This is a genomic window from Streptomyces sp. NPDC091209, from assembly GCF_044757755.1.
Lineage (GTDB): Bacteria > Actinomycetota > Actinomycetes > Streptomycetales > Streptomycetaceae > Streptomyces.
Genome location: NZ_JBIVVR010000006.1, coordinates 333,511 through 350,972 on the forward strand (window position 1 = coordinate 333,511; position 17,462 = coordinate 350,972).

General features: G+C 71.7%; 15 protein-coding genes. 9 read left to right on the forward strand and 6 right to left on the reverse strand.

All coding sequences use genetic code 11. The annotated features are described in order from the left end of the window. Positions 1-31 precede the first annotated feature (31 nt). Positions 32-2,563, forward strand: coding sequence for a VWA domain-containing protein (locus tag ACIQRL_RS19760; protein WP_401332887.1), 2,532 nt, complete (start codon positions 32-34; stop codon positions 2,561-2,563). 77 nt (positions 2,564-2,640) lie between these two features. Here ACIQRL_RS19760 and ACIQRL_RS19765 read toward each other — a convergent pair whose 3' ends face one another. Beyond that, positions 2,641-3,747 (reverse strand): threonine synthase, encoded by a 1,107-nt coding sequence (locus ACIQRL_RS19765; RefSeq protein ID WP_401332889.1) that lies wholly within the window; start codon positions 3,745-3,747, stop codon positions 2,641-2,643. Positions 3,748-3,896: 149 nt separating this feature from the next. On the opposite strand from ACIQRL_RS19765, the gene ACIQRL_RS19770 reads away from it, so the two are divergent. From ACIQRL_RS19770 to ACIQRL_RS19800, 7 genes are all read left to right on the forward strand, one after another. Beyond that, a complete protein-coding gene (locus ACIQRL_RS19770; RefSeq protein ID WP_401332891.1) occupies positions 3,897-5,225 on the forward strand; it encodes a DUF4190 domain-containing protein in 1,329 nt (442 codons plus the stop codon). Between the two features lie 147 nt (positions 5,226-5,372). Further along, on the forward strand, positions 5,373-6,125 hold the full coding sequence (locus ACIQRL_RS19775) for a GntR family transcriptional regulator (protein ID WP_401332893.1): 753 nt from the start codon (positions 5,373-5,375) through the stop codon (positions 6,123-6,125). A 415-nt stretch (positions 6,126-6,540) separates the two neighbouring features. Beyond that, complete coding sequence (locus ACIQRL_RS19780; protein ID WP_401332895.1) at positions 6,541-6,708, forward strand: SPOR domain-containing protein; 168 nt, start codon at positions 6,541-6,543, stop codon at positions 6,706-6,708. Between the two features lie 60 nt (positions 6,709-6,768). Continuing rightward, on the forward strand, positions 6,769-7,176 hold the full coding sequence (locus ACIQRL_RS19785) for a (deoxy)nucleoside triphosphate pyrophosphohydrolase (protein WP_401332897.1): 408 nt from the start codon (positions 6,769-6,771) through the stop codon (positions 7,174-7,176). A gap of 107 nt (positions 7,177-7,283) precedes the next feature. Continuing rightward, a complete protein-coding gene (locus ACIQRL_RS19790) occupies positions 7,284-7,715 on the forward strand; it encodes an ATP-binding protein (RefSeq protein WP_401332899.1) in 432 nt (143 codons plus the stop codon). A gap of 248 nt (positions 7,716-7,963) precedes the next feature. After that, positions 7,964-10,660, forward strand: coding sequence for a SpoIIE family protein phosphatase (locus ACIQRL_RS19795; RefSeq protein WP_401332901.1), 2,697 nt, complete (start codon positions 7,964-7,966; stop codon positions 10,658-10,660). A gap of 31 nt (positions 10,661-10,691) precedes the next feature. After that, positions 10,692-10,928, forward strand: coding sequence for a KR domain-containing protein (locus ACIQRL_RS19800; protein ID WP_401333381.1), 237 nt, complete (start codon positions 10,692-10,694; stop codon positions 10,926-10,928). Here ACIQRL_RS19800 and ACIQRL_RS19805 read toward each other — a convergent pair. Further along, on the reverse strand, positions 10,921-12,498 hold the full coding sequence (locus ACIQRL_RS19805) for a hypothetical protein (protein ID WP_401332903.1): 1,578 nt from the start codon (positions 12,496-12,498) through the stop codon (positions 10,921-10,923). The genes ACIQRL_RS19800 and ACIQRL_RS19805 overlap by 8 nt on opposite strands. Positions 12,499-12,752: 254 nt before the next feature. Between ACIQRL_RS19805 and ACIQRL_RS19810 the strand changes: the two genes are divergently transcribed. Then, positions 12,753-13,082, forward strand: coding sequence for a hypothetical protein (locus ACIQRL_RS19810; RefSeq protein WP_401332905.1), 330 nt, complete (start codon positions 12,753-12,755; stop codon positions 13,080-13,082). Between the two features lie 39 nt (positions 13,083-13,121). Here ACIQRL_RS19810 and ACIQRL_RS19815 read toward each other — a convergent pair whose 3' ends face one another. The 4 genes from ACIQRL_RS19815 to ACIQRL_RS19830 are packed head-to-tail and all read right to left on the reverse strand — an operon-like array spanning position 13,122 to position 17,124. Further along, entirely contained in the window at positions 13,122-13,892 is a 771-nt protein-coding gene (locus ACIQRL_RS19815; RefSeq protein ID WP_401332907.1) for a succinate dehydrogenase/fumarate reductase iron-sulfur subunit, read from the reverse strand. Positions 13,893-13,929: 37 nt separating this feature from the next. Next, positions 13,930-15,909, reverse strand: a complete 1,980-nt coding sequence (locus ACIQRL_RS19820; protein WP_401332909.1) for a fumarate reductase/succinate dehydrogenase flavoprotein subunit — start codon at positions 15,907-15,909, stop codon at positions 13,930-13,932. 18 nt (positions 15,910-15,927) lie between these two features. Further along, a complete protein-coding gene (locus tag ACIQRL_RS19825; protein ID WP_401332911.1) occupies positions 15,928-16,749 on the reverse strand; it encodes a hypothetical protein in 822 nt (273 codons plus the stop codon). 51 nt (positions 16,750-16,800) lie between these two features. Next, complete coding sequence (locus tag ACIQRL_RS19830; protein WP_401332913.1) at positions 16,801-17,124, reverse strand: hypothetical protein; 324 nt, start codon at positions 17,122-17,124, stop codon at positions 16,801-16,803. Positions 17,125-17,462: the final 338 nt, after the last annotated feature.

Genomic DNA, 17,462 nt, shown 5'->3' on the forward strand with positions numbered 1-17,462 from the left:
GGTCGTCACCGCCATCCGAGAAGGGCGTTCCATGCCACAGCCACGCATCACCAGGTCCACCGTCCCGGCCACCAACTCCTACACGGTCGGCGACGCGAAAGCGTTCGTGCTGCACTTCCACCAGGACATCGGCGCCGGGGTCACCAAGGCCGTCAACATCACCTACGGTGTCGCCGCCGCCGACCCGATCCTCGAACTCACCCTCACCGGCAACGCTCCGATCAACCTGCTGACCGTCCCGCCGGGCCAGGAGGTGACGGTCGGCGACTTCACCGTGGGCGTCACGGCCAGCCCGGACACCGACACCGGCACCGTCCTGGTCAACTGCCGGATCACCAACCAGACCCTCGGCTCCCTGGGCTCCCCGTGGACCCTGCGCGGCAGCCGGACCGCGCCGAACCAGTGGGACATCCGGTTCTCCGACACCAGCGCCCTGGTCGACTACGTGATCTGCGACCCGCGCGCGGTCGTCCAGGACCCGGGGACGGCGCTGGAACAGGATCACATCACGCTGATGGCCGACGACGCGGCCGGTGTGGCCGGCGAGCCGACCGTGCTCGGGGCCGACAACCTGCCGCCGGACGCGTTCACGCCGAGCTACTTCTGGCACCACGACGCCGAGTTCGCGATCCTCCCCATGGACGAGACCACCCCGACCCCGACGCTCGACGTGACGCTTCCCGGCGTGTACAGGACGATCGCGGCCCCGCTGACCCTCACCACCTCGTACGGCACCGACGGCTTCCTCACCAACGTGAGCGAGCCCAAGCAACTGACGATCAGCCACCGTCCGCAGGACATCGTGCTGGTGCTGGACCGCTCGGGCAGCATGGCCGACGAGGAGAAGTGGACCAACGCGGTCATCGCCACCCGGGCCCTCGTCCACCTCATCGCCGACGCCCGCGCGGGGGTCAACGACCAGGACCGGATCGGCATCGTCACGTTCACCGACCCCGGCGGCTGGCACGGTCTGCCGGTCTCCGACGCGGTCGGGATCGCGATGCCGCTCACGGCACTGGCGGACGCGCGCAAGGACATCAACACCCTCGACCTGGGACAACCGGCCGACAACACCAACATCGGCGACGGCCTGTTCACCGCCCTCGACCTGCTCGACAGGGCCGGGCCGATCGGCGACCGGCGTTTCACCCTGGTCTGTATGACCGACGGGCTCCAGAACGCGGGCCACTACTACATCGGCGACAAGGTGCCGGACGACGCGCCGTCCGGGACGGTCGAGGCGCTGACCAGCGTCATCGGCGCCAAGAAGACGATCCTGGCCGCCGCGCGCATGTACGTCATCGGCCTGGGCTCGACCATCGACGCCGACCTGCTCAGGAAGCTCACCGACACCGGATTCACCAACGTCCTCGACCCGGCCGGCCTGCCGGGGGTGTTCACCGACATGCTGCACTTCTCCCAGGAGGTCAACCGGCCCGTCCCGAGCGACAAGGCGCCCGACCCCATCCTCAGCGAGGCCGGCCGGGTCTACGTCAGGACCACGGACGCCGACCGGGTCGTCCTCTCGGTGATCGCCCCGCCGACCGACGGCACCATCGCGCTCGACCTGTGGAACGGCTCCGCGTTCGTCCCACCGCCCGTCACGGTGCCCGAAGCCAACGTGTCGCCGACGGACCAGGCACTGTCCGTCGGCGCGCCGGACAAGCTGCCCGAGGGGGAGGTCATATGGCGGGTGAGCCTGCTGGACGACACCACCAAGGCGCCGCGGGCACTGACGCCGGACCAGGTGCTGCTCTATGAGGACCTGCACCTCAAGGCCGAGCTGACGCTGGACCAGCAGACGTACCTGACCGGCGACGACATGGTCCTGACGGTCCGCATCCGCCGTGACGCGGCACCCGTCCTCGGCGCCGTCGTCCGCGCCGAACTCGACGCCCCCGCCGTGGGCATGGGCGAGGCGCTCTCGGCCGCCGCGCTGTCGGCGACCCCGCCGCCGACGGCCACGGCACCGGCGAACCCGGGCGGCAGGGACGTCCCGCCGCCGGCCGAGCAGCGTGTCATCGACCTGATGCGCCACAACGGCTGGTCCCGGTGGCCGCGCCACCAGGCCCCCGGTCTGTTCGCGGACGGCACCGACCTCCTGCACGACAAGGACGGCACCGGCGACTACACCAACACGTTCAGCCGGGTGTTCAAGGCCGGCACGTACGGCTGGAAGGTCTTCGCCGACGGCCAGGACCCGGAGGGCAACGGGTTCGACCGCCAGCTCACGGTCTCGACGGTGGCCGCGGTGAAGGTCGACGCCCGCACGACGAGGGTGAGGACCGAACGCATCCTCCACCACCCCAGCGGGCTGCGGGCGACGAGGATCACCATCACACCGCAGGACGTGCGGCACGAGCGGCTGGGCCCCGGTCACGACGACGAGGTCGTCTTCGCCCTGAAGGACGGCATGTTCGAGCAGATCCTCAACCACCAGCCCGCGCCGGTGTTCACCGACGGGACCTATCAGCGGGTCATCCTGTTCAAGGCCAACCAGCATCCGGTCGTCGCGGTCCGCGCCGCGGGCACGCTGCTCAAGCCGATCGACGCCACGGACTGACCCCTCCGCGGCCACGCGGCCCGGATCCCCGCTCCGGCCGCGTGGCCGAAGACCACCGCGTGATCAGGCCTGTGCGATCACGCCCGCGCCATTCCCGTCTTCACCCCGGCCCCGCACAGCGGCACCACGGCCTCGCGCCCGCCCAGCGCGCCCTCCCGGACCGCCGCCCAGCAGGCCACCCCCGTGGACTCCACGTACAGCCCGCGCCCCGCGAGATCCGTCTGCGCGTGGCGGATCTGATCCTCCGTCACGGTCAGGAAGGCGCCCCCGGAGGCGCGGACCGCGCGCAGGATCTGGCGGGCCCGGAGCGGGTGCGGGATCGCGATGCCCTCGGCGAAGGTGGGCGCCATGGGGGTGACACCGACCAGGTCGTCGGCGCCCTCGGACCAGGCGCGGGCCAGCGGGGCGACCGCGGCGGACTGGACGGCGTACAGGGCGGGCCTGCGGTCGATCAGTCCCGCCGCGTGCAGTTCGGCCACGGCGAGGGCGGCGCCCAGGAGCAGCGTGCCGTTGCCGACCGGCACCACGACGACGTCCGGCAGACGTCCGCCGAGGTCCTCCCAGAGTTCGTGGACGTACGTCTTCGTGCCGTGCAGGAAGTACGGGTTGAACACGTGCGAGGCGTAGAACACGCCGTCCTCGTCGGCCGCCTCGCGTGCCGCGCGCGCCGTCGCCTCGCGGTCGCCCTCCACCACCCGCAGCCGCGCCCCGTGCGCCTCGATCTGCTCCAGCTTCTTCGCGGAGGTGCCCTCGGGGACGTACACGGTGCAGGGCAGTCCGGCCCGCGCGCAGTACGCGGCGACCGCCGTGCCCGCGTTGCCGCTGCTGTCCGCGAGCACCTGCCGGGGCCCCAGCCGCAGCGCGAGCTCGGCCAGCAGCACGGCCCCGCGGTCCTTGAACGACAGCGTCGGCATCAGGAAGTCGAGCTTGGCCGAGACGCCCTCGCGGAGCGGGACCAGCGGAGTGCGGCCCTCTCCGAGGCTGACCGTGGGCGCGGCCAGCGGCAGGCACTCCGCGTACCGCCACAGCGAGTTCACCCGCCCGGTGAGGGAGGTGAGCGGAGCCGGCGTCGGGGCGAAGTCCAGATCGAGCGGGCCGCGGCAGACCGGGCAGCACCAGGCGAGCGAGCCGGCCGGGACACGGGTGCCGTCCGTCGGGCAGAAGCAGTCCGGCAATGGAGTCATAGGCGCAGGTTAGACGCGCCGGGGGGTGACGGAGCGTCACGAGTGGACGCCCGCTGTCATGGCCGCGTCGCGCCACGCTTACGATGCGCGCAGTCATTCGGCAGTCGTACGTGAGTTCCACCGCAGGTGGATGAGGAGCAAGGGAACCCGTGGCCATACCTCCGCCGCCCGGTCCGCAGCAGCCCGAGGGGCAGTACCCGCCGCCAGGGACACCGTCGGGCGCTCCGGAGACACCGCCCGGCACTCCGGGGGCGCCCGGTGCACCCCTGCCTCCATATCCGCACGCCCCGCACGCCCCGTACGCCCCCTATGCCCCGTACCCCCAGGGGCCCTCTCCCCAGGGCCCCCACCAGCAGGGGCCCTACCAGCAGCCCCTGTACGCCGGCCCGTACCAGCCCTGGGGGCAGGGCTACTCCCCGTACAACCGGCCCGTGCCCTTCAACGGGTTCGCGATCGCGTCGCTCGTCCTCGGCATCCTCTGCTGCCTGCCCGCCGTCGGGCTGGTGCTCGGGATCGTGGCGCTCGTCCAGATCAAGAAGCGCGGCGAGCGCGGCAAGGGGATGGCGGTGGGCGGCATGGTGATGTCGTCGATCGGCGTCCTGCTGCTCGTGCTCATGGTCGCCACGGGTGGCGCGCGCGATTTTGTGAACGGTGTCCAGGAGGGGGCGAGCGGCACCGGAAGCTCGTTCTCCCTGCACAAGGGCGAGTGCTTCGACGCGCCGGGCGGCTCGCTGGAGGGCCTCGCCTACGACGTCGACACCGTGCCGTGCGCCGGGAAGCACGACGCCGAGGTGTTCGCCGAGGCGGCGGCGCACGGCGACTCCTACCCCGGCGACTCCGCGATCTCCGCCGAAGCCGGCGACACGTGCTACGGGCTCGCCGACACGTACGCGATGGACGGCTGGGCCGTCCCGGACGACGTCGACGTCTACTACTTCACGCCGACCCCGCAGAGCTGGCGCACGGGTGACCGCGAGATCACCTGCATGTTCGGGAACACCGACGCGCAGGGCACCCTGACCGGCTCCCTGCGCAACGACGCCACGACGCTCGACGCGGACCAGCTCGCCTATCTGAAGGCCGCGCGGATCCTCAACAGGGCGATGGACTCGGCTCCCGACGAGGCGTACGTCGAGGACGATCTGCCGGGCCACAAGGAGTGGGCGACCCGGGTCTCGGGCGCGCTCACCACGCAGGCGGGCCTGCTCCGCGGCCACACGTTCGCCCCGGCCGCGAGCGAGCGCGTCGCGGTCCTGGTCAAGGACCTCGACCGGTCCCGCAAGGAGTGGGCGAAGGCCGCCGCCGCGCCGGACGTGGACACCTTCTCCGCGCACTACGACAAGGCCCTGAAGCTCATCGACCCCAAGAAGACGGTCACCACCCGCAAGGCTCTGGGGCTCGCCACCACCCCGCCGAAGTACGACAACGGCGGGGGCGGCCAGAACGGCGGCGAAGGCGGCACCGGGATCGAGGTGTGACGGCGGCCACAGTGGGGAGAAAGTGCCTGCGTAATGCCCTCAAGGGGCTGCGTCATCACATCGAGTGATTCTCTGGCCTTTGCTTGCATGGCACAACCCACGGTTGCCACGCTGTTGCTGTCTGTACAACCTGATGGGAGCGGCTAAGTGACTTTCGGTGAGCAGCCGGCGTACTTGCGTGTCGCGGGTGATCTCCGCAAGAAGATCGTCGACGGCTCGCTGCCACCGCACACCCGACTCCCCTCGCAGGCCAGAATCCGCGAGGAGTACGGCGTCTCGGACACGGTCGCCCTGGAGGCGCGCAAGGTCCTGATGGCCGAGGGTCTGGTCGAGGGCCGCTCCGGTTCGGGCACCTATGTGCGGGAGCGGCCGGTGCCGCGCCGCGTGGCCCGGTCCGGATACCGGCCGGACAGCGGTACCACCCCCTTCCGCCAGGAGCAGGCCGACCTCGCCGTGCGCGGCACCTGGGAGTCCCACAGTCGGCAGGTCGAGGCGAGCGGCGCGATCGCCGAGCGGCTGGCCGTCCAGCCGGGCGACCGTGTGATGTGCACGAACTACGTCTACCGGGACGGCGGCGAGGCGATGATGCTCTCCACGTCGTGGGAGCCGCTCGCCGTCACGGGGCGTACGCCGGTGATGCTCCCCGAGGAGGGTCCGCTCGGCGGCATGGGTGTCGTCGAGCGCATGGCGGCCATCGACGTGATCGTGGACAACGTCACCGAGGAAGTGGGGGCGCGCCCCGGCCTCGCCGAGGAACTCCTCGCGCTGGGCGGTGTGCCCGGGCATGTGGTCGTCGTCATCCAGCGCACCTTCTACGCCTCCGGCCGTCCGGTGGAGACGGCGGACGTGGTGGTCCCGGCCGACCGGTACCGGATCGCCTACCACCTGCCGGTGAAGTGACCGCGCGTCACCTTCGAGCGGTATCCCGTACGGCCTTTCGTACGGCTTTTCGCGCGACCTCTTCGCGTACGGCATGGCGTCCGGACCTCGGGCGTGCGCCCTGACCGGCGGTCCTGTGCGGACCGCCGGTGCCTCAACGGGGCGACCCGTGCGCCCGGTTGGAATCTGGCCTTTCTCAACTGGCGGGCCGGGAAAGGGCTTCGCCCTGTTCGGGGGCGCGCGGGGAGTCGGGGGCGGCGTGTTCGACGGCGTGCGCCCCCCGGGTCGGCGTTCCTTACTGGCCGGTTGCGTACCTCTTTGTGAAAAGCCGTATTCGCTGCGTGAAGGTTAGGCGTAGGCTCGGGCATATGCGGATTGCGGTTTCCTTGGAATGCGGGGTTCGGCGGGGGCCCGGGGCGGGAAGCGGAGGGGCTCGATGAACGACAGCACGATCGCTCTTCCCTGGCTCGTCATACGGCAGGACGACAACGGCAATCGCTATCGCGTGGGCAGGTACGCGACCCGCGCGGAGGCTCAGAAGATCGCGGACAGCCTCGACGGCCGCGGGCACAAACAGCTCTACTGGGTCGAGCGGATCGGGTAGAACGGAACCCGCTGATCCATCCCGCCCGGGACCCGGCCACGCTCCCGTAGGCTCCGGCGCATGACGGAACGGATCGTGGTGGTCGCCGGCGCCCTGGTGCGCGGCGGGCGCCTGCTCGCCGCCCGCCGCAGCGCACCCCCCGAACTCGCCGGGCGCTGGGAACTGCCGGGCGGCAAGGTCGAGCCCGGCGAGACCCCCGAGCGCGCCCTCGTGCGCGAGTTGCGCGAAGAGCTCGGCGTCGACACGGAGGTGCTGGAGCGCGTCCCCGGCGAGTGGCCCCTGAAGCCGGGATACGTCCTCGTGGTGTGGGCCGCCCGGCTGCTGCCAGGCTCGGCCGAACCCGGAGCTCTCCAGGACCACGACGAGCTGCGCTGGCTGACCCCCGAAGAGGTCTGGGACGTGGACTGGCTGGACCAGGACGTACCGGCGGTCAAGGGCGCACTGCCGTGGCTCGATCCGGGCGCGTGACGAGCCGGGTGCGGAATTCGTACGCCGTTCGCGCCATAGTGTGCCCCCGAGTGCGGTAAGGCGTCACGGATATCGGGTATGTGCCCATTAATCCCACGAAACCGGACATGGGTGGGTTCCTGGTCTGGGAAGTGATCGGCTTGATCGACACCGAAGGCGACTGCGCAGAGTGGACCTTTCCCGCGGAGCCCGGTGCCGTCCGCACCGCCCGCGCCGTCGTCCGGGGACAGCTGCGCGCATGGGATCTCGACTCCCTCGGTGACATCGCCGCGCTGCTGGTCAGTGAACTGGTGACGAACTCGCTGCGGCACGCGACGGGCCCGATCGGCGTCCGGCTCGTCCGTCCCGAGGGTGTGCCGGGGGCTCTGCGCGTCGAGGTCTCCGACCCGCTGCCGGACCCGCCCCGCGAACGGGCCGCCGACACCTCCGACGAGAGCGGCCGCGGACTCCAGCTCGTGGCCGGCTCGTGCAGACGCTGGGGCACCCGGCCCGCGGACACCGGCAAGACGGTCTGGTTCGAGCTGGCCGTGCCGGGCTGAGACGCGGACGGTTCCGGCGACCGCGCGGCGACCGGCCGGATCATGACCCCGACGGGTGTCCCCTTGTTTGATTCGACCGGGCGCCACCTGGTTAGAAGACTGGAAGTATGTCGCGGCCGGTCCAAAAACCATCGGGACCGTGCTGTGATCGTGAACACCGTGTCGTGCGGCGCCGTAGTGCTGGATACTGCGGGCAGCCGCCCCCGGTGACCGGTGCCGGACGCGGTGAGCTGGAGGGGACGGTTCGCGTGAGCGAGATACCAGCGAAGGCCACGGAGTCCGAGGACCCGTCGGACGGCGCGAGGGCTGATGCGGCGGGCGATTTGGCGCGCACGGTTCCCGGGGTGACCGGCGGCGGGGCCACGGGCGAGGAGGCCGACGGCGCGGTGGCCGACCTGGCCGGTGACGCGGTCGGCGAGGTGCCGGGTGACGCGATGTGGCAGAGCAGTCCACCCGGTTCGATCTACGACTACATCAAGGCCGCCTCGTTCTCCATCGGCGCCGACGGGCTGGTCGACCAGTGGAGTCGGCGGGCCGAGCAGATCTTCGGGATCTCCGCGGAGCGGGCCGTCGGCATGGATCCCATCGAGGTGTTCGTCCCCGCCGACCGGCGTGCGTCCGGTCAGCGGAAGATGGCGGAGATCCTGGACGGCCGCGAGTGGACCGGTCTGGTGCCCTTCAGGACGCCCCCCTCCGAGGACGCCGGTGAGGGTGCCGCGGACCCCGGGGGCACCGAGGGCCTCGCCGAGGTCTACGTGATGCCGACCACGACCGAACACGGCGAGCGGGCCGCCCTGTGCATCGTCGTGGACGTCCGTACCCTGCGCACCATCGAGACGGACCTCGCCGCCTCGCAGGCGATTTTCGGTCAATCTCCTTTCGGATTCCTGCTGATCGACACGGACCTCCGGGTCCGGCGCGCCAACCAGCGGTTCGCCTCCATCTTCGGCGGCAGCGTCGACGACCACCGCGGCAAGGGTGTCCACGACTATCTCCCGCGCGCCGAGGCCGAGCGGGTGACGGCGATCCTGCGCCGGGTCCTGGAGACCGGCGACTCGATCACGGACATGCACGTCACCGGGCAGGTGCCCGGCTCCGACGAGCGCCGCCACTGGTCCATCAACCTCTACCGGGTGCACAGCGGCAGCGGGCGCCCCATCGGTATCGCCTGGCTCGGAACCGACATCACCTCCCGCCGCGCCGCCGCCCGCGAAGCGGCCGCCGCACGGCGAAATCTCGCCCTTCTGAACGAGGCGGGCGCCCGCATAGGCAACTCCCTCGACCTGGAGACCACGGCACGCGAACTCCTCGACGTCGTGGTCCCCGGCTTCTGCGACCTCGCGACGGTCGACCTGTACCAGGGTCTGCTGGCCGGCGACGAGGCCCCGCCGGGCCTCGCGGACGGCAGTGCCGAACTCCGCCGGGTCGCCTTCGCCAGCGCCGTCTCCGACGCGCCCTTCGTCGGCGGTCCGGCGCCCGTGGCCGTCGGCGCGGTCCACCACTACCCGTTCAACTCGCCCTGCGCGGACGCCCTGCGCACCGCGCGGCCGCAGCACATCCCCGCCGATGAGGGCGGTCTCATCCAGTCCACGCTCGCGGTCCCGATGGTCGCCCACGACACCGTCGTCGGACTCGCCCAGTTCTCGCGTACGAAGGGCAGCGAGCCCTTCGGGGAACGCGACCGCGCCCTCGCCGTGGAACTGGCCGCCCGCGCGGCCGTCTGCATCGACAACGCGCGCCTGTACCGCCGCGAGCACGAACGCGCCCTCATCCTGCAGCGGTCGCTGCTGCCCCCGGGCGACCCCGAGGCCTCCGGTCTCGACATCGCGTGCCGCTATCTGCCGGGCAACGCGGCGACGGAGGTCGGCGGCGACTGGTTCGACGTCATCGAACTCCCCGGCCACCGCACGGCGCTCGTGGTGGGCGACGTGATGGGCCGCGGACTGCGCGCCGCGGTCGCGATGGGCGAACTCCGCACCGCGGTACGCACCTTGGCCCTGCTCGACCTCGAACCCGCCGAGGTCCTCTCGGCGCTGGACGAGATCGCGCGCGGCCTCGGCACCCCCGGAGGGGTCCAGCAGGCCACCCGTACGGCCCGCCAGCCCCGCGACGCCGACCTCTCCGAGGTGTACCTCGCGACCTGCGTGTACGCCGTCTACGACTCGGTGACCCGCCGCTGCACCTTCGCCAACGCGGGCCATCTGCCCCCCGTGCTGGTCGAGCCCGGCGAGAGCGCGCTGATGCTCGACGTGCCGCCCGGGATGCCGCTCGGAGTGGGCGGCGAGCCCTTCGAGGAGGTGGAGGTCGAACTACCCGAAGGTGCGCTTCTGGCGCTCTACACGGATGGACTGGTCGAATCGCGCGACCACCCCCTCGACGAGGGCCTGCAGGCGTTCGTGGGCGCCCTCACCGATCCCTCCCGGCCGCTGGAGGACGTCTGCGACCACGTCCTCAACACCCTCGACACCCACCACGGCGAGGACGACATCGCCCTGCTCATGGCACGCGTCCAGGGGCTGCCCGCCGACTCCGTCGGCGACTGGACCCTGCCGCGCGAACCGCGCAGCGTGGGACGGGCCCGTGAGTACGCGCGCACCCAGCTCGTCGCCTGGGACCTGGAGCCGCTCGTCGACACGACGGAACTGCTGGTCAGCGAGTTGGTGACGAACGCCCTGCGGTACGGCGAGGGCGAGATCAGGCTGCGGCTGCTCCTCGACCGCACTCTCGTCTGCGAGGTCTGGGACGCCGGCCTCGTCCAGCCGCGCCGACGCCGCGCCCGCGACACCGACGAGGGCGGGCGGGGCCTGCAACTCGTCGGCCTGCTCTCCGCGGGCTGGGGCTCCCGCCGGACCCCGCGCGGGAAGACCGTGTGGTTCGAACTCCCCCTGCCGGACGGAGAAACGGGCCTCACCGACCCGGCGGAGGCATTGCTCAGCCTGTTCTGAGGGCTGAGGGCTGAGGGCTGAGGGCTGAGGGCTGAGGGCGGGAGGTTCGCGGGGGCTCGGACAGGGCAACTACGCCGCTGTGAACGCCCGCTCGGACGCGCTCGCCGAGCGTCGGCATGCCGAGGGGGCGGCCGTGATCTCCGTGGCCCGGGGACGCCGGGGCGAGGCCGGGTTTGGCCTGGGCGGCGCGAGCGGGGCGGCGTCGGGCCCGGGGGCTTGCGTGGCTGGAGGGCCGGTGCGGGCCTTCTCGGCTTGCGCGCTCAGGTGAGGGAGGCCGCCCGGCGGCCGCCGGTGCGCGGGCCGCCGTAGCTCATCGGGCCGCCCTCTCCGTCGCTCAGGAGGATTCCGCCCAGCACCGCGCCGCCCGCCCCGGCGCCCCCGCGGCCGCCCGCGGGATTGCCGTACGCCCGTACGTCCCGCTCGGCCAGCCGTCGGGCCTCCCGGGCGAGGTTGTCGGCCCTCCGTACATCGGACAGGCCGGCGGCCCCCGGCCCGAGCAGCCGTTCCGCCTCGGCCAGCCGGGTCCGGGCCTCGCTGCCGACCACTCCGCGGTGCGTGCCGATGAAGCAGGACGCCCCGGCGAGGGCGCTGCGGGCGGGCAGCAGCGCCAGGGCGCGCCCGTCGGGCACGTCACCGCCCGCTGCCTCCGCGAGGCCCGCGGCGGCCTCCATCACCCGGCGCAGCGCGTCCAGCGGATCGTGCGGCCCGGCCGCCCTCTCGTGACGCACCCGGGAGAGAACCGCCTCCGTGTGCCCCAACTGCCCGACGAGCCCGGCAGAACGGTCCGGCGGGAGTCTGCGGGCCGCCTCTCGAACGGCCTCCACCGCCGCCAGCGCCCGGGGCAACTCCGCCGCCGCCGAGGCCAGTTCGCCCGCCAGCCGGTCCACGCCGTTCACCAGGTCGGCCGCCTGACCCAATGCCCCCTCCGCGGCCCGCAGATGGGCGGCCGCCTTGGCGCCGTCGCCCCGGTCCGCGTACTGCCGGGCCTGGTTGAGATGGAACGTGGCGAACACGAGCCGGTCCTTCGCCTGTTCGGCGTCGCCGACGACCGGGAGCGAGGTGGCGGAGGCGTACCGCTTGTGGAGATCGGCGATCGTGGCCTCGGCGGCCGGGGTGCGCGCGGCGACCTCCCGGAAGCGGAACTCGGCGGACTCCACGGCGGCCACCGCGTTCCGCTCCAGCGCCCGGATCTGGTCGAACCCCGGAGCCGCCTCGTCCAGCCGCCGGCCGGCGTCCTGGCACCGGGCGACGATCTCCTCCAGGATCTCCCTGGTGTCGTCCTCGGCCGGGATCGCGCCACTCGCCTCCGCCTCGTCCAGGCGCTGCAGCAGCCGGAAGGCCGCGGCGAGTTCGGCCTCCGCGTGCCGCAGGTCGTACACGAACGGTTCGATCGCGTCACCCGCCGACCGGTCGGCGGCGAGACTCAGCTCCTCGGCGCAGACGCGTACGCAGTCGTCGATCTCGACGAGCAACTGCCTTGCCCGCCGGTCGAGTTCGTGCAGGGGTACGACCTCGGGGTCGCCGCCGGGTGTCGTCCGGGTCGTCGCCCGCCGTCTGCGGCGCGTGTACGCGTACGCCGCCAGCGCACCCGCGGCACCGACCGCGACCAGGGGCGGCACGAGATCGCCGGTCGCCGTCCCGTCCTGCGGGGCAGCGGCCGGCGCGGCGGTGGCCCCCGCGCTCCGCGCCACGGCGGCCGGGTCGTCGGCTCCAGCCCGCGCCGGCGGCAGTATCAGCCAGCTCGCCGCGACCAGCCCTCCGAGCACGGCGTGCGCCACCCGCACGGCCGTGTGCGACGGGGTCCGGCGCGACCGGCTTCGACTCTGGGACGGCGTCACATTTGGGAGCGTATGGCCGTTCGAGCGCCTCCGCGACCGGTATACGGGGAGTTGGCGGCACCCGGGGTACGGGAGATACGGGGGCGTACAGACGGGGTGCGAGGGTCCCGATCCCGGGGGCCCTCGCCGACCGGAGACCGAGGGACCGCGGACCGCGGACCGCGGAAAGGGGGGATGACCGCCGTGACCCCGCATGCCATGATCGAGCGGCGTGCTCAAGCAGGGACGCGGGGGAACAGGGGACCGGGGGAGCGATGCACTGGCACTGGTATCTGGTGGGGTTCGCCGCGCTGGCCGTCGCCGCGCAGGCCGGATTCGGGATCGCGGCCATCACGCTGTACTGGACTCCGTCGTGGTTCCGCGGCCGGGTCGTGCGCCCGAAGCTGTGGGGATGGGGCGCGCTGGCGGGGGCCGTCGGCATGTCGCTGTTCATGTTCCTCGGACCGTTCCGCGGACCCGACGCCGACATGACGCCTTACGCCCTGGGCGGGATGGCCCTGTTCCTCGTGGGCCAGACGGCCCAGATACTGGGGCAGCGCCCGGGCAGCCGCGCCGCGGTCCTGCCGGACACCGAAGAGCGATGACGGCAGGACGCGCGTGGACAGGGACGGCGTGAAGTCGCCCTAGTTGCTCCGCCTGCCGATCTTCGAGCCCAGCCACACCAACGGGTCGTACTTGCGGTCGACGGCCCGCTCCTTCAGCGGGATCAGCGCGTTGTCCGTGATCTTGATGCCTTCGGGGCAGACCTCCGTGCAGCACTTGGTGATGTTGCAGTAGCCGAGGCCGTGCTCCTCCTGGGCCGTGCGCTTGCGGTCCAGGCCGGACTCCGCCGCCGCGTCCAGCGGGTGCATGTCCAGCTCCGCCACCCGCATCAGGAAGCGCGGTCCGGCGAACGCCGGCTTGTTCTCCTCGTGGTCACGGACTACATGGCAGGTGTCCTGGCACAGGAAGCACTCGATGCACTTGCGGAACTCCTGCGAACGGTCGACGTCCTCCTGCATCATCCGGTACTCACCGGGCCCGACCCCGGCGGGCGGTACGAAGGCGGGGACCTCCCGCGCCTTGTCGTAGTTGAAGCCGACGTCGGTCACCAGATCCCGTACGACCGGGAAGGCGCGCAGGGGTGTGACGGTGATCGTCTCCTCCGGGGTGAACACCGACATCCGCGTCATGCACATCAGCCGCGGCCGCCCGTTGATCTCCGCCGAGCACGAACCGCACTTGCCCGCCTTGCAGTTCCAGCGCACGGCGAGGTCGGGGGCCTGGGTGGCCTGGAGCCGGTGGATGATGTCCAGCACCACCTCGCCGTCGTTGACCTCGACCTCGAAGTCCTTCAGGCCGCCGCCCTTCACATCTCCGCGCCACACCTTGAAGCGGGCCTCGTAGCTGCTCACGCGTACCGCGCCTCCTCGTACCGCTGCTGCTCCCTGCTCACTCGTACAGCTCCTCTTCGGCGAGGTACTTGACCAGCTCCTCCTTCTCGAAGAGGGCGAGCAGGTCGGGGCGGATGGGCTGGGTGGTCTCGTTCACCAGGTCGATCTGTCCGGCCACCGGGTCGGTGGCGGCCAGCCCGCCCGTGGGGTCGGTGAGCCGGCACAGGAGGTTGATCCGGCGCCAGGAGCGCTCCATCGCCGGGTGGTCCTCGCGGGTGTGCCCGCCGCGCGACTCGGTGCGCTCCAGCGCCGCTCGTGCCACGCACTCGCTGACCAGGAGCATGTTGCGCAGGTCCAGGGAGAGGTGCCAGCCCGGGTTGAACTGCCGGTGGCCCTCCACCCCGGCCCGGCGCGCCCGGACCCGCAGTTCGGCGAGTTTCTCCAGGGCCCGCTCCATCTCGGCCTCGCGGCGGATGATGCCCACCAGGTCGTTCATGGTCTGCTGGAGTTCCTGGTGCAGGGTGTACGGGTTCTCCGGCGGGCGCGCACCGGGGGCCGGGCTGCCGTCCGCCGACGCGGCGGGGACGGATTCCGGTCCCTCGGCCGAGAAGGGCCGCAGCGCCTCCGCGGCGGCCGCGTCGATCTGGGCGTCGTCCAGCGCCGGGCGGGTGCCGCCGTCCCCGGTGAGGCCGGCCGCGTACTCCGCCGCGTGCCACCCGGCCCGCCGCCCGAACACCAGCAGGTCGGAGAGCGAGTTGCCGCCCAGCCGGTTGGAGCCGTGCATACCGCCCGCGACCTCACCGGCCGCGAACAGACCGGGTACCCCGCGGGCCGCGGCCGTGTCCGAGTCGACCGCGATACCGCCCATCACGTAGTGACAGGTGGGCCCGACCTCCATGGCCTCCGCCGTGATGTCGACGTCGGCCAGCTCCTTGAACTGGTGGTACATGGACGGGAGCCGGCGCTTGATCACCTCGGCGGGCATCCGGGTCGAGACGTCGAGGAAGACGCCGCCGTGCGGGGAGCCGCGGCCCGCCTTCACCTCGGAGTTGATCGCCCGCGCGACCTCGTCGCGCGGCAGCAGCTCCGGTGGGCGCCGGTTGTGGTCCGGGTCCTCGTACCAGCGGTCGCCCTCCTCCTCCGACTGCGCGTACTTCTCCTTGAAGACATCGGGGATGTAGTCGAACATGAACCGCTTGCCGTCGGAGTTGCGGAGCACTCCGCCGTCGCCGCGCACCGACTCGGTGACGAGGATGCCCTTGACCGACGGCGGCCAGACCATGCCCGTCGGATGGAACTGGACGAACTCCATGTTCAGCAGCGGTGCCCCGGCCAGCAGCGCCAGCGCGTGCCCGTCGCCGGTGTACTCCCACGAGTTGGACGTCACCTTGAAGGACTTGCCGATGCCGCCGGTGGCGATCACGACGGAGGGTGCTTCGAGGACGAAGAAACGGCCCGACTCGCGCTCGTAGCAGAAGGTCCCGGAGACGCGCTCCCCGTCCTTCAGGATCCGGGTGACGGTGCACTCCTGATAGACCTTCAGACGCGATTCGTAGTCGCCGGTCTCCTTCATGTCCTCCTGCTGGAGGGACACGATCTTCTGCTGGAGCGTGCGGATCAGTTCGAGTCCGGTGCGGTCGCCGACGTGGGCGAGGCGCGGATACTCGTGGCCGCCGAAGTTGCGCTGCGAGATCCGCCCGTCCTCGGTACGGTCGAAGAGCGCCCCCCAGGTCTCCAACTCCCATACGCGGTCCGGGGCTTCGGCGGCGTGCAGCTCGGCCATCCGCCACTGGTTGAGGAACTTGCCGCCGCGCATGGTGTCGCGGAAGTGGACCTGCCGGTTGTCGCCGGAGTTCACATTGCCCATGGCGGCCGCGATGCCGCCCTCGGCCATCACCGTGTGTGCCTTGCCGAACAGCGACTTGCAGATCACCGCCGTACGGGCGCCGCGCTCGCGTGCCTCGATCGCGGCACGCAGTCCGGCGCCACCGGCACCGACCACGACGACGTCCCACTCCTGTCGGTCGACCACGGACATCAGAAGGCCCCACTCATGTCAGAAGAAGCGCGGATCGTCGAAGGCGCCGGAAGCGACCAGGTACACATAGAAGTCGGCGAGCGCCACGCTCACCAACGACGCCCAGGCCAGCAGCATGTGACGGGCGTTCAGCTTCCCGACCCACTGCCACATCCGGTAGCGCACGGGGTGCTTGGAGAAGTGTTTGAGCTTCCCGCCGACGATGTGCCGGCAGGAGTGGCAGGAGAGGGTGTACGCCCAGATCAGCGTGATGTTGACCAGGAACACCAGCGTGCCGAGGCCCATGTGGCCCCAGGCGTAGTGCTCGTCGCGGAAGGACAGCACGGTGTCGTACGTCAGGATGCCCGCGACGACGAGGGCCGCGTAGAAGAAGTACCGGTGGATGTTCTGCAGGATCAGCGGGAAGCGGGTCTCGCCGGTGTACTTCTTGTGCGGCTCGGCGACCGCGCAGGCCGGCGGACTCGCCCAGAAGCCACGGTAGTAGGCCTTGCGGTAGTAGTAGCAGGTCAGCCGGAAGCCGAGCGGGAAGATCAGGATGATGATCGCGGGGGAGATCGCCCACCAGCTCCCGAACAGGTCCGCGTTCGGTCCCGCGTGCATGGTCCCGCACCGCTCGGCCAGACAGGGCGAGTAGAACGGCGAGACGTACGGCGCCGCGTAGTAGTGCGCGTCCGAGAAGGCCCGCCAGGTCGAGTACACGACGAAGGCCAGCAACCCTGCCGCGGTGGCGGCGGGCGCCAGCCACCAGCGGTCGGTCCGCAGATGCGGGGCGGCGATCGCGGCGCGCGTACCGGTTCGTACACCGCCGCTGTTCAGATTTGGTTCCGTACCAGTGGCCAACTTCGCACTCCGGTCGGGTTCGGGGGCGCGCCGGTGTCGAGGGCGCGGCGCTCAGTGGGTGGGACCGTGATGGGCGCCGAGCCCCTCGTCGTCGGAATCGGTCCACAAGGAGCTGTCGTACGGGGTGTCGGGGACGGGCACCAGGTCGGGCAGCCGACCGGACGCGGTCACCGCCGGTCCGGGCCCGGTGGAGAGCCGGGGGGCGGGGCCGGTGGCATCGCGCAGCAGCGCGACGCTCTCGCGCAGGTGGTCGGCGTCGGCGCGCACGCGGCGCATCTCCAGGCCGGGGCCCATCTGCTGTTCCAGGCGCCGCACCGACCGCTGCAGATCGTCGAGGCTGCGCTGGACTGACGTCAGGTCGTCGTGCACGGACATGACTTGCCCTCACTTCCGCGGGCCCTGTGGCCCCAGGCGGCAACGTTCATGCGCCTGCGAGTGTTGCGCGTCACCCGCACCCGTGTGAAGGCGTGTGCACGGATTGAAGACCGACACGCTCCAGAACGAAGGGTGCGCGCCGGTGGTTTTCCCTGTGCGCCGGTCGAATCCGACCGGCGCACAGGGAAGTTCCCGGCCGCCTCGTACCGTCCCGGGCGCCCGGGACGGTACGAGGAGACGCGTCCCCGGGTGCCCGGGAACGAGGAATCCCGCGGCGGGCCCTTCGCCGTGCCGGCGCCACGGCGCCGGCGGACCACTCGCCCCCGCTCGCCCCCGCT